Source organism: Microcoleus vaginatus FACHB-2002, from assembly GCF_040004035.1.
In the GTDB taxonomy this organism is placed as follows: domain Bacteria; phylum Cyanobacteriota; class Cyanobacteriia; order Cyanobacteriales; family Microcoleaceae; genus Microcoleus; species Microcoleus vaginatus_C.
This window is the reverse complement of record NZ_JAMPLN010000025.1, coordinates 51864-64424: the sequence shown is the minus strand read 5'-3', so window position 1 is coordinate 64424 and position 12561 is coordinate 51864. Positions and strand designations below refer to the sequence as shown.

Annotated in this window: 13 protein-coding genes; 7 read left to right on the top strand and 6 right to left on the bottom strand. The window is 46.4% G+C overall.

Going from position 1 to position 12561, the window contains the following annotated elements; all coding sequences use genetic code 11:
• Window positions 1-31 precede the first annotated feature (31 nt).
• A complete protein-coding gene (locus tag NDI35_RS20495; RefSeq protein WP_445314339.1) occupies window positions 32-823 on the bottom strand; it encodes a 2-phosphosulfolactate phosphatase family protein in 792 nt (263 codons plus the stop codon).
• Window positions 824-912: 89 nt separating this feature from the next.
• Here NDI35_RS20495 and NDI35_RS20490 point away from each other — a divergent pair, with 89 nt between their 5' ends.
• Window positions 913-1806 carry an EI24 domain-containing protein gene (locus NDI35_RS20490; protein ID WP_445314338.1) on the top strand — a complete coding sequence of 298 codons (894 nt, stop codon included), beginning with the start codon at window positions 913-915 and terminating at the stop codon, window positions 1804-1806.
• A 3-nt stretch (window positions 1807-1809) separates the two neighbouring features.
• Here the strand turns inward: NDI35_RS20490 and NDI35_RS20485 are convergent, their stop codons facing one another.
• On the bottom strand, window positions 1810-2064 hold the full coding sequence (locus NDI35_RS20485) for a hypothetical protein (protein ID WP_190736500.1): 255 nt from the start codon (window positions 2062-2064) through the stop codon (window positions 1810-1812).
• 476 nt (window positions 2065-2540) lie between these two features.
• On the opposite strand from NDI35_RS20485, the gene NDI35_RS20480 reads away from it, so the two are divergent.
• Window positions 2541-3272 (top strand): DUF7873 family protein, encoded by a 732-nt coding sequence (locus NDI35_RS20480; RefSeq protein ID WP_190732936.1) that lies wholly within the window; start codon window positions 2541-2543, stop codon window positions 3270-3272.
• Between the two features lie 473 nt (window positions 3273-3745).
• Entirely contained in the window at window positions 3746-4684 is a 939-nt protein-coding gene (locus NDI35_RS20475) for a protein kinase domain-containing protein (protein ID WP_445314337.1), read from the top strand.
• Here the strand turns inward: NDI35_RS20475 and NDI35_RS20470 are convergent.
• The 3 genes from NDI35_RS20470 to NDI35_RS20460 form a co-directional block, all read right to left on the bottom strand.
• Window positions 4678-5304, bottom strand: a complete 627-nt coding sequence (locus tag NDI35_RS20470) for a J domain-containing protein (protein ID WP_445314336.1) — start codon at window positions 5302-5304, stop codon at window positions 4678-4680. The two genes, NDI35_RS20475 and NDI35_RS20470, sit on opposite strands and share 7 nt — an antisense overlap.
• A 130-nt stretch (window positions 5305-5434) precedes the next feature.
• The gene (locus NDI35_RS20465; RefSeq protein ID WP_445314335.1) at window positions 5435-6028 is read right to left on the bottom strand and encodes an ATP-dependent Clp protease proteolytic subunit; all 594 of its coding nucleotides are present in this window, start codon (window positions 6026-6028) and stop codon (window positions 5435-5437) included.
• 243 nt (window positions 6029-6271) lie between these two features.
• Window positions 6272-6931 carry an ATP-dependent Clp protease proteolytic subunit gene (locus tag NDI35_RS20460; protein ID WP_333038231.1) on the bottom strand — a complete coding sequence of 220 codons (660 nt, stop codon included), beginning with the start codon at window positions 6929-6931 and terminating at the stop codon, window positions 6272-6274.
• A gap of 72 nt (window positions 6932-7003) precedes the next feature.
• Here NDI35_RS20460 and NDI35_RS20455 point away from each other — a divergent pair, with 72 nt between their 5' ends.
• The 4 genes from NDI35_RS20455 (at window position 7004) to thrB (ending at window position 10582) form a co-directional block, all read left to right on the top strand.
• Window positions 7004-8239: a vWA domain-containing protein gene (locus NDI35_RS20455; protein ID WP_445314334.1), complete on the top strand. Its 1236-nt coding sequence runs from the start codon at window positions 7004-7006 to the stop codon at window positions 8237-8239.
• A gap of 222 nt (window positions 8240-8461) precedes the next feature.
• Window positions 8462-9028 carry a Uma2 family endonuclease gene (locus NDI35_RS20450; RefSeq protein WP_445314333.1) on the top strand — a complete coding sequence of 189 codons (567 nt, stop codon included), beginning with the start codon at window positions 8462-8464 and terminating at the stop codon, window positions 9026-9028.
• A 3-nt stretch (window positions 9029-9031) separates the two neighbouring features.
• Complete coding sequence (locus NDI35_RS20445) at window positions 9032-9526, top strand: tetratricopeptide repeat protein (protein WP_445314332.1); 495 nt, start codon at window positions 9032-9034, stop codon at window positions 9524-9526.
• Between the two features lie 90 nt (window positions 9527-9616).
• Window positions 9617-10582, top strand: coding sequence for a homoserine kinase (gene thrB, locus NDI35_RS20440; protein WP_445314331.1), 966 nt, complete (start codon window positions 9617-9619; stop codon window positions 10580-10582).
• 281 nt (window positions 10583-10863) lie between these two features.
• Here the strand turns inward: thrB and NDI35_RS20435 are convergent, their stop codons facing one another.
• Window positions 10864-12135, bottom strand: a complete 1272-nt coding sequence (locus tag NDI35_RS20435; protein ID WP_445314330.1) for a hybrid sensor histidine kinase/response regulator — start codon at window positions 12133-12135, stop codon at window positions 10864-10866.
• Window positions 12136-12561: the final 426 nt, after the last annotated feature.

Here is a 12561-nt window from a genome sequence, read left to right as displayed (position 1 = left end):
CACCTTACTAATACTGCCCTTGCAGAAAATTTCAAGTCGCCGTTTTTTCCGAAGATTGATCCCAGAAATTAGCTTGAGGAATTTTAAAATCCGACTTAACCAAAACTCCCGGTTCTCGCTGCACGGGCAGCACATCTAAAGTATCCGTTTGCGCGCAATATTTTAAATCTTCAATAACACCTAAACCGAGGAGGCGCTGGCCGTGACTGGCACGTTCCAACAATTCGTGTAACCGATCTTGCCAGTGGAGATAAAGAGCAATAGCCCCAAATACTTCATCATTCCCAGCAAAATCGCTCGCAGGAATACCGCTTTCTGCTAGGAGACTTTGGGCGATCGCACCAGCACAAACCGTATCTTCCAACGAATAACTCCCTTCCCAACCAGAACCCACAATCCAAATAGTTTCCGGCCGTTTATTTAACAAAAACTGCACCACAGATTTGCGGTTAATCAAAGCCGCCGTTAACACAGTTGCAGCAGCTTGAACTCGCTCCAGAGCGCGAGTACCGTTAGTTGTGCTGATAAAAATTCGCTTCCCCGTCACCTTTTCTGGCGTGCAGTCCAGCGGAGAATTCCCCATGTCAAATCCGTCAACTTTGCCGCCGCCGCGCTCTCCAGCGCGAATCCGCTTATCTGCAGGCCATTTTTCGCTCTCGGCCATTAGCTTATCTAAGTCGCTGAAAACTTGGACAGCTTCCGCCCCATTATTCAGGGCCGTTGCCATTGTCGTAGTCGCCCGCAGCACATCAACTGCGATCGCGCAAGCCGGCATTTTGTCGGCTGGCGTAAGTTCCGGGGTATGGTAAATAAAAAGCTTCACTTTTGGGCTACCTGCGATAAATCCTCATCAGCAATAATAATGGAAAGTGGATAATAGAAAATAGAGTCTAGTCCTCAAAAGCAGAAAATATGTCAAAACAGCTAAATTCAAACCCCGCCCACGCCGCCATTACCGCACCAATTAGACTCCTGGCAGGTTTCACCTATCCTTTGCGAGCTTTCACGCTGATTTTGCAAACTCCCAAGCTGTGGACTTATGTATTAGTTCCCGTGGTGCTAAATTTTATAATTGGTATTGGTCTTTATTTAAGCTTGCTATTTCCCAGTTTGGCAGGGATAGACGTTTTGGTTGCCGATTTGTCCGTCCGATTTAATACTCTAATTGCGAGTTTTCCAGCTTGGCTGAGCTTTCTCGGCGTGTTAACAGTTGCTTTCGGCTGGCTGCTGCGGGTACTCCTAGTGTCAGGACTTTTGCTGATAATTGGATTTTTGTTAGTGCAGTTTGGCGTGATTTTAGGTTCGCCCTGGTACGGCAAACTTTCCGAACAATTGGAACTCCTGCGGAACGGTCAATTGCCCGCAGAAGCACCAATGAATTGGGCGAGTAGTTTTGGGGATATTCAAAGGGCGATCGCCTTTGAACTGCGAAAACTACAAATTTTGTTTAGCGTCGGTATACCGCTGCTGCTGCTAAATTTTCTCCCTGGTGTCGGTTCTATTCTTAGCAGTTTGGGTGGCGTAGCTTTGGGCGCGACTATTGTCTGTTTGGACTTTCTAGATGCACCTTTGGAGAGGCGCAGGCGACCTTTTCAGGAGAAATTGGAGATAATTTGGGCGAGTTTGCCGGCCAGCGGGAGTTTTGGTTTGGTTTGTTTGGGTTTGGTGAGCATTCCGCTGTTGAATCTGTTGGCGATTCCGCTGTGCGTGACGGCGGGAACTTTGTTTTTTTGCGATCGCATTTGGCCGGCCCGCTTTGCCCCAGAAGAAACAAAGAGCGATCGAGAAACTAACATTACCAATTAAAAACTAGGAAGATGCTTCTTCCTTCGGCCGACTCTGGGAGTTAAGACCCAAAAACGGGCTTAACAACAGCCAGCTAATGAAGAAAAAGGATGCTGTAAATAGCTGGACAATATCGATCGCCGACAAATATCCGTCAGATAATAGTGCAATAGTTCTATCTGTCAGCCCGAATATCCAAGAGAGAATCCCAAACAGCCAAATGCCTTTTTGGAGCATGGGCAAAAATGCTGAAACTTCGGAGTTTTGCTGCTTGTTCATTGATTTAGCCCTTGTTTGCGAAAAGTCTGATTAACCGGGGCACCCCAAGGGCTTAAGGATTTTTGGTGTCTCCTCGGATTCCCTTTGTTATCTATATGTTAAGAAATATTTCCCGATATGACAACGCGCCCTGAGAGGGATTCCCGCATCTATCTCCAGAGGTAGTTGGAGCGCTGACAAAGAGTTATATTTGCTACACTTTGGCAGCGACGCTAGAGATTTGGCCGATTTTTTGAGAGATAAATTGCTGGGCACGGATAGCGGCGGGTTCTCTTGGCACCGCGCCTACAAAAAAAAGGTTGTAATTTATATTGAATTATGCAATACTACAAAATGAACAAGTCTGGTTAAAGAACGATCGTGAAGTTTGTACTGAGGAGGGAGAGTTATCAAAGCCCTAAAAGCCACAGGACAAACCATTTGATTATCAAAATCAACCGGACTTGATGTGAGTTCAGCGTCAATAAAATCGAACAATGGCACGCTTAAATCAGATTATTGCGATCGAAAAAGGCATCAAAAGCCGCTCGGTTCAAGAACTGGCAGAAGCTCAAAAAGCTCTCCAGAAGCCCGCTGTGCTTTCTGGAATCTCCCGCACTTATCGTCCCAAAGACGAAGAAGGCGAACAACTGCCGCCAGAGTCCAAAAAAGTGGAAGTCAAAGCAGAAGAGATTATCCGCAAAACGACTGAAGTTTTGACCAAACTCTTCGACGTAACCGCAACCAAAGATTGGACAAATTGTAGCGCCCGCGCAGACGTAACTGTAGACGGAAACGTGCTTTTGAGCCAAGTTCCCGTCAGCTATTTGCTATTCATTGAAAAGCAGTTAGCAGATTTGCAAGCATTTATCAAAAAACTTCCAGTCTTAGATGCTTCCGAGACTTGGAACTTCGATGCTTCGGCCGACTGTTGGGCAACAGAACCGGTGCAAACTCTCAAGACTTTTAAAACTCCGCGCAATCACGTTAAAGCTGAAGCTACCGAACACCACCCGGCTCAAGTCGATGTTTATTACGAAGATATTACGATCGGCTATTGGCGGACTGTCAAGTTTTCTGGAGCTTTGCCAGCACGGCGGATCAATGAGTTGCTGCAAAGGGTGGAAATCTTGCAGCAAGCTGTTATGTTCGCCCGCGAAGAAGCTAACAATTCTGAAGTTGAGGAACAGAGAGTGGGAGAGCGAATATTTCAATTTATTTTCCGCTAATTGCTTGCTTTTTTGATAGTTATGGTTTAAGATATAAACAGAGTACAAGTTTAAACTCAAACTTAAACTTAAACCGTACAAATGTGACAGTGCAGGTTCGACTCCTGTCCCTCCTACCCAAAATAGAGCCCAAAATAGGGGGGTAGCCCAATTGGCAGAGGCAGCATTGCGTACAAATTCAACAGCAAGCTATTACTCTAAACTCAGCATTCACCGCCGATCGCTAAAACGAATGTCAGGAAAATCACATCATCGAGGTTGCTGGCTCATATCCAGCCCCCTCTACCAAACGCAGGGGGGTAGCTCAATCGGTAGAGCGCGATGCTATTAATCTTAAATCCTTGACTTAAATGTGATAGCGTGCCCAAATGGGCGGTAAATATAAACCCAGTAGTAAGGTCAGAACTGCTGGGTTTTATGCTAATAATTGATTCAATTCGTTAAATCCGTCAGTCCTGGACGTATCAAGACAGATGATTTATTGCATCAATCCTCACTGCGAACAACGCGAAAATCCTGCTGCTGCTCAAAATTGTCAGGCTTGCGGCACAGATTTGTTAATTGGCGATCGCTATCGCATCCTTAAACCAGTGCGATCGCCCAATCCCGCACGCCCCACAGACATCTTTGAAGTCGAAGATTTGGGAACAGGGGAAAACGAATGGGGAACTGTCAAAATTTTAAAAGTCTTGAAACACACCCACAATCCCGATTTAGTTCGCTTGTTCAAGCAAGAAGCGCGAGTTTTGATTTGGCTGGCCGGAAAGGGCTCCGTTCCCCAAGTCGAACCTGACGGTTATTTCCCCATTAAACTCCCCCATAACTTCCAGAAATTGTCTTGTTTGGTGATGGAAAAAATTACCGGAGAAAACTTGGCCGAATTCTTAACTAAAAAACAGTACGTTTCTCAAAAGCTGGCTCTTGATTGGCTGCAACAAATGACCAATATTTTGCAGGAAATCCACAATTATCATGTAGTGCATCGGGATATTAAGCCATCCAACCTGATGGTTGAAGCCAATGGGAAATTGAGATTAATTGACTTCGGCGCCGCCACAGAAGCAGATATAGATACCGCACCCATAGGTTCTGCTGGATACGCCGCACCGGAACAAATTCTAGGTAAAGCAGGCGTGCGATCGGACTTTTTTGCCCTAGGGCGTACTTTTGTACATTTATTAACAGGCATAGAGCCGATCGACTTTCCCCTTAATGAAAAAACTGGTAAAATTAATTGGAGGAACCAGGCTGTAGATATTGACCCGTTACTCCTAGACTCGATCGACGAATTGATCGAACCGCTACCAGAAAATCGACCTGAAAATACTCAAGTTATTTTAGAAAAATTAGAAAACTTAAAAATTAACGACGCAGACCCCCTGAAAAAGGGGGACGCAACATCACTTCAATAAATCTCTTCCAGCCGGCGAAAATCCCGCTCAACTTCTGCCCACAAAGCCCGATTGTGAGGGTCAGTTTTCACAGCCTTTTTCAAATAAATTCTCGCCTTATCAACCTGCTTTTCTCCGATCAAATGCCGTCCCCAGCGCTGATAGGCGATCGCCTGCCACTGACGCACCTCCAAATCTTCGGGAACCCGCTGTGCCAAACCCTCAATCAAGGCGATCGCCCGCGGGAACCTCTGATATTTCAGCAACTGCTGCAATTCAAAATAAGCATCTTGCTTTAACTTTTGTTCCGCAGCCGACAGATCCGCATTAGATTGAACCGCAGCCTCTTTTCGAGTCACTTTAACTGTCTGCGGTTGAGCTTTCACCCCCTGATCCGGCGGTGTCCAAGTAGGCGGCACAGTTGAATTGGCAACTTTCGACTCCGCAACATCGGGGGGGGCAACCTTCACCAGGAACTTATAAGCCTCAGTAATAGCAATAAACTTATTCTTAGCCTGTTCGTTTCCCGGATTCACATCGGGGTGATACTGTCTGGCTAACTGCCGATAAGAGGCCTTAACTTGCGATAAACTCGCGCCAGACCTCAGTCCTAACTGTCGGTAATAATCTGCAATATCCATTTAGCATGAATGAGCGTTTATAATACCATTAAATATGGCAGAATCCTTAAATGTAAAGATTCTGCCAAAATTTATTGCGAACTAGGTTGTAGTGCGAGGGTTGCCCGCACTACTGAGGCGAACAAACAACTTACGGACGCTCTTCGATCACTCTGTCAATCAAGCCGTATTCCTTAGCTTCCTCAGCGGACATGAAATAGTCGCGATCCATGTCCTTCTCGATTTTCTCGATCGGCTGGCCAGTATTTTTAGCGTAGATATTATTGAGTTCGTGGCGCAGCCGCAGAATCTCTTTCGCCTCAATCTGAATATCCGTTGCTTGTCCCCGCGTGCCCCCAGAAGGCTGGTGAATCATGATTCGCGAGTGAGGCAAAGCTAACCGTTTCCCCTTCGCACCGGCAGCTAACAGGAAAGAACCCATCGAAGCAGCCAAGCCCACACAAATCGTCACCACGTCCGATTTAATGTGCTGCATGGTATCAAAAATAGCCATGCCTGCCGACACCATTCCGCCTGGGGAATTGATGTACAAAATAATATCCTTACCTGAATCTTCAGAATCGAGGTAGAGCATCACAGCGATGATTTGATTGGCAATTTCATCGTCAACGTCCCTGCCCAAGAAAATAATTCGTTCCCGGTAGAGGCGATCGTAGATATTAATCCACTGAGTATCATAACCACCCGGCATTTTATAGGGAACTTTTGGCACACCTATAGGCATAATTCGGAACTCCGTTTAGTTGGTAATTGGTGATCGGGCAATTGGGCATCGGGCATTGGGCATTGGGCATTGGGCATTGGGCATTGGGCATTGGTAATTGGTAATTGGGAATTGTTAGTCATAAAAAGACTATTGAGTAACTAATCAGGGTAGAAACTACTAGGCATTAACCCTTAATTCTCACTCATTCCCGATTCCCGATCCCCGATTCCCAATTCCCCATTCCCCATTCCCCATTCCCAGTTAGATGACTCCTGCAGGCAGCGGTTTCGGCAATTCTTCCGAACTTTCAAGAACGCGATCGATCAAACCGTATTCTTTAGCTTCCTGGGGCGTCATGTACAGCAACCGATCCATATCTTTAGTAATCTTTTCGATCGGTTGGCCAGTACAGCTTGCAAAAATCTCAAGCATCGTCGCTTTATTTGCCAGCACTTCCTTAGCCCGAATTTGAATGTCGCTTGCTTGACCCCGCGTGTAAGCCTTGGGTTGGTGCAACACAATCGAAGCGTGCGGCAAACTCGCCCGAAAGCCTTTTGTACCAGCCGCTAACAGCATCGCAGACATCCCCATTGCCGAACCGAGGCAAATAGTGTGCACAGGCGGCTTAATGTACCTGATCGTATCGCAGATAGCGAAGGCTTCTGTTTCAAAGCCGACGGGTTCGCCACTGTAACCAGAAGTGCCGGTCGAGTTGATGTAGATTTTGATCGGCTTATCCGGGTCTTCGTACTGCAAAAACAACAGTTCAGCGATAATTAGTTCTGTTACCGCAGGCACCAGAGGCATCCCCAGATAAACGATCCGCTCCTTCAGCAACAGGGATGGCAAATCGGGAGGTGGCGTCCGAGAGTTCCCTTCCCCGTAGTATGGCGATTGCACAGCTTTAATTGGTGTGTTCATATAACCGAAATGTTGCCTGAACTGATGGAGCTATTCTTAAAGAAATACTAACGCAATCTTTAGGTATCCCGCATGAAAGTTAGTTTGCTCCCGGTTTTAAACGACCCTAACCTTGACGCTGCCGCGCCCTCAACGCAGCGCCAGCTAGCGATTTCGGTGTCTGCGACGGCAAGCTCGATCGACTCCAGCGTACCCTTAAACCTGTGTCTGATTCTCGACCACAGCGGTTCGATGGGCGGACGCCCCTTGGAAACCGTCAAACAAGCCGCCGGACGTTTGCTCGACAGGTTGAAGCCCGGGGATCGCTTTTGCGCGGTGGCTTTCGACCACAAAGCCAAAGTCCTCGTTCCCAATCAAATTGTGGGAGATCCCAGCAGCATTAAACGGCAAATTGAGCAATTGCGCTCGGCCGGTGGCACAGCAATTGATGAGGGCATTAAGTTAGGTATTGAAGAGTTGGGCAAAGGCAAAAAAGAAGCTATATCTCAAGCATTTTTGCTGACTGACGGCGAAAACGAACACGGCGACGACAGCCGCTGTTTGAAGTTGGCTAAATTGGCTGCCGACTACAACATGACTTTAAATTCTCTGGGATTTGGCGATAACTGGAACCAGGATATTTTGGAAAAGATTGCTGACGCGGGCGGCGGTGCTCTGGCTCACATTCAGCGTCCCGAAGATGCGGTTGACGAGTTTGGCAAACTATTTACTCGCATCCAAGGTGTAGGTTTGACTAATGCTTATTTGCTATTTTCCCTAATGCCAAAAGTACGGTTAGCCGAACTAAAACCGATCGCCCAAGTTTCCCCGGATACGATCGAATTACCGGTACAGCAAGAGGGCGATCGTTTTATGGTGCGCCTGGGAGATTTAATGAAGGATATAGAGCGAGTAGTTTTGGCTAATATTTATATTGGACAGTTGCCCGAAGGTACACAGGCGATCGGGCAATTGCAAATTCGCTACGACGATCCGACTATCGGTCAAAGTTTGCTTTCCGATCCCGTTGCAATTTCCACTAATGTCCTGAAAGTTTATCAGCCGGCACTTAACCCGATGGTACAGCAGCACATTTTAGCTTTGGCTAAATACCGCCAAACTCAACTGGCAGAAACTAGATTGCAACAGGGCGATCGAGCCGGCGCGGCGACAATGCTGCAAACTGCTGCTAAAACTGCTCTGCAAATGGGCGATAAAAGTGCCGCCACTGTGCTGCAAACTTCTGCTACTCGTTTGCAGTCTGGCGAACAATTGAGTGAAGCCGATCGCAAGAAAACTCGGATTGCTTCTAAAACTATTTTGAAGTAATCGGGCGATTTGAAATTTTAAATAATTTTAAATTGGGCGATCGGACAATTCGGCGATGCGAAATCGCGTCTACAAAAACGAAACCCGCCTAGGCGCGGGTTTCAATATTCTGAGTCTCGCCTGCAAAAAGCGAAATTCAGTGTAGCCCGATTGTTTCAAGCTGTGGATCATGTAGAAGCTCGATCGTTTAGAATGTTTGTATCACCTATCAAGAGTGCTTGTATGAACCAGACAATATCTGATAAAGTACGGTGGACTACCGCCGATTTAGAGCTATTGCCCGATAACGGCGATCGCTACGAAATTATTGATGGAGAGTTATTTGTGACTAGAGCACCGCATTGGGGTCATCAACAAGCTATAGGCAACCTCTACCAAGAACTTAATACTTGGTCGCGAGAGACTAATTTAGGACGAGCAGGAATCAATCCAGGTATCATTTTCACGGATGCTGATAACGTTATTCCTGATTTAGTTTGGGCCAGCAATGAACGCTTGGCTATCTTGCTAGACGAAGCCGGCCATTTAACCGCCGCACCTGAGTTAGTTGTTGAAGTATTGTCCCTCGGTGCAGACAATGAAAGACGGGATAGAGATTTGAAACTCAGACTCTATTCGGTACGAGGAGTACAGGAATACTGGATTGTGAATTGGCGGTTGCAGCAAATAGAAGTTTATCGCAGGGAACAAGCAAGTTTAAGGCTCATTGCTACGCTGTTGAGCAATGATGAACTAACTTCGCCTTTGTTACCTGGTTTTAGTTGTTCTGTCGCTCAAATTTTTGCCTAAATTATGAAATCATCATTTTACAATTTAATTGCTACTCTAGTAATCTTTACTATCTTTGGTAATATATCCCCTGCTGTCTCTGCTGAATATTCAGCAAGATTAACAGCTCAAAAAACGATTGTTCAAAATCCTGCTGAAGATTTATTCAATAGTGCTTTAGCCAAGTCAGAGGCTGGAGACATTCAAGGTGCGATCGCCGATTACACCGAAGCTATTCGCCTCAACCCCAACTACGCCAAAGCCCACAACAAACGCGGCATCATCCACGGCCGCAACCTCAAAGACTATCCAGCAGCTAAAGCAGATTTCGATCGCGCAATTGAAATTAACCCCAACTACGGCGACGCCTACTACAACCGCGCCAGAGTCCGCGAGTTCTTAGAAGACAAACCGGGGGCGATCGCCGATTATCATAAAGCAGCCGAACTCTATCAAAAAGACGGCAATACCAACGATTATCAAGATGCCATCAAGCATCTTGAAATGCTGCAAGAATAAATGGCTTTTGAAAACATAGTATAATATCCTGCGATCGGCGTTCATCCGCATTCATATGCGGTTAAACACTCCAAATTAACTATTCAAAAAATGCCCGAAACTTCCACCGTCACCGTCACCGTACCCGCCACAACCGCCAACCTCGGCCCCGGATTCGACTGCATCGGCGCCGCTTTAAGCCTCTACAACCGCTTCCAATTCTCCCGACTCGAACCCTCAGCAACAGAGAAAGTAAAAATTACCGTTACGGGCCAAGAAGCCGCCAAAGTCAAGACAGATGACAGCAATCTCGCTTATCAAGCTTTTCTCAAGTTATACGATCGCCTCAACCAATCGCCGCCCCCTGTAGCGATACATATAGATATGCAAGTTCCGCTGGCTAGAGGTTTGGGGAGTTCCGCCACAGCTATTGTCGGTGGGTTAGTCGGTGCAAATGAATTAGCCGGTGCGCCTTTGAGTCAAGTGGAAGTGATGCAATTGGCCATCGAACTTGAAGGCCATCCCGACAACGTTGTCCCCGCTTTACTCGGAGGTTGTCGCCTCGCTGCTAGCAATCCACCCCCCCAACCCCCCCTTAGTAAGGGGGGGCAGGGGGGGGGTTCCTGGGAGATTTGCGATATTCCCTGGCATCACAATATTGTGCCCGTGGTAGCCATTCCCGATTTTGAACTTTCTACAGCCGAAGCGCGCCAAGTTTTACCAGCAGATTACAGTAAGGCTGACGCGATTTTCAATGCCGCACACCTCGGTTTGCTAGTGCGGGCTTTGGAAACTGGGAATGAAAACTGGCTGCGCTGCGCCCTCCAAGACAAAATTCACCAACCTTACCGGCAATCTCTGATTAAGGGATATGAAGCGGTGCAACAAGCCGCCGTGAATGCAGGGGCCTATGGAATGGTAATTAGCGGTGCCGGCCCAACGCTTTTGGCTTTAACGGATGCTACTAATGCTGATGCGGTTGTGAGGGAAATGGCGGCTGCTTGGAGGGAATTTGAGGTAAAGGCAGATGTAAGGGCGATCGGCCTCGATACTCAAGGCGCGCAAGTCTCCCTTTAGTTATTCCAATCCTAGAGACACAACATCTACATAACCGTGTTTTGTAGGGGCAATCTCCCGTGGTTGCCCCTCTCGATGGAATCATTCATATTTCTATTCTCTTCCTCTCTCCTTCAAATCTCTTGAATATCAACTCAAGTCTCTTTTCGATAACTTCTGCCATTCCCTATACAAAATTTTACCTTAAAAAAGTGCAGTCATTGTAGGGGCGGATTCACAACAATTTCAGGCGAAAACCCACAATTTCAAAAACCCGCCCCACCAACGATAAATACTGTTAATTAACTGTGACGCAGCGGAATCTCTATCTGAATTTTAGTGCCTTTACCCGGTTCGGAAAAACACTTGAACTCTCCTTTGTGCTGCTCTACAATTATCCGATAGCTGAGAGCAAGTCCCGATGATATGGGTGGTTCCGCAGGTTTTGCTCCCAAAAATGGCTCAGAAATTTCGGCTGTGGTATCTTTGCTATGTGCGATGTCGTTATCAGCAATCTCAATAGAAATTCGTTGAGCATCGACCACCTGAGTGGTAATCAAAATCACAGGCTTAAATTTGACGGATTCCAACTCCTCTAAGTCTTGAGCCGACTCTTCCAAAGCATCGATCGCGTGATTGATGATATTAAGAAAAGCTTGATTTAGCAGACCTGCATAACACTCAATCTGTGGCAAATTGCCGAATTGTTTCATCACCTTGATGTCTCGCCTTCCCTCGCGAGCCGGCAAGCGGTGCTGCAACAACAACAGAGTATTTTCTAAACCGTCGGAAACATCAAATAACTGCCAGCCCGATCGATCGCTGCGGGAAAAATCCTGTAACGACAAAATTATTTGGCGGATGCGATCGCTTCCGGTACGCATGGAACTCACAATTTTTAATAAATCGTCGAGTACGAATTCCACATCCATATCTTGTTGTTTTTGCAGAATTGCCGCTCCGGGCTCGACTAGCTCTTTTTGATACAATCGCAGCAGTTCTATTAAATCGGTAGCGTAGCTTTGAACGTGAGTTAGATTGCTGTAAATAAAAGTAATTGGGTTGTTAATTTCGTGAGCGATACCTGATACCAATTCGCCCAAACTAGACATTTTTTCTGTTTGTAGCATTCGATCGCGCGACAGTTGCAATTCTTGCTGGGTGAGAGCCAACTGCGCCCTCAACTCGCGCGATTTCTTAGAAGCGCGCACCCGCGCCAATAATTCCTGCTTAACAATCGGTTTAAACAGAAAATCGTCAAAGGGCGCATCCAATTCTTGAATTTCATCAAATTGCTCCGGTGTTGTCAGCAGAATAAAATAGGCTGCCGCCAATTCTCGTGAAGCGAAGCTATCCCGTAGGGAATCGGCTTTTACCAGCCGGCACACCTCCAAAAAGTTGATTTGAGGCGAAGTCCCGTCGCAAATTATCGCATCGGGGGACACTTCCCTCGCCAAGTCTAAACCCTCTTTGTCGTCGGAAACGACTCTCACCTGATGTCCCTCTTGGCCGAGTAACTCTTGCACCACTTGAAAAGTCACAGTATCCGCGACGATCGCCAGAATCTTTGCCATACTTCTATAATCTCCACAAATTACTTTTTAGGATACAACCGCCAGAATTGCGCTGACAGATTTAAAATTCCAAAATAGTTCAATTACATCAAAAAACAACCGATGCCCGCTCCCTCAAAACCCCAAATAGCCCATACCATTTTAGATTTTATATTTTAGAGTAAAAAATTGGGAATGACTTACTGTATAATAATAGTCGGGAGCTTGCCTAGAGTTGCATATTTTTTGGAGACTGGTATCACTAGAAGGTATAATTTTAGACGGGCAATGCAAAAATGCAAATTTTCTCCTTCGTAATTAATGTTACATCAGAGCTTTCGACCGAAAGACTGCTGAGGGCGATCGCAGATAGTTTCTCAAATTGCGCCAGGAAACAATAAAAAACTTTAAAATCAATTAATAGTATCGTTAAATTCACCTTCTCGG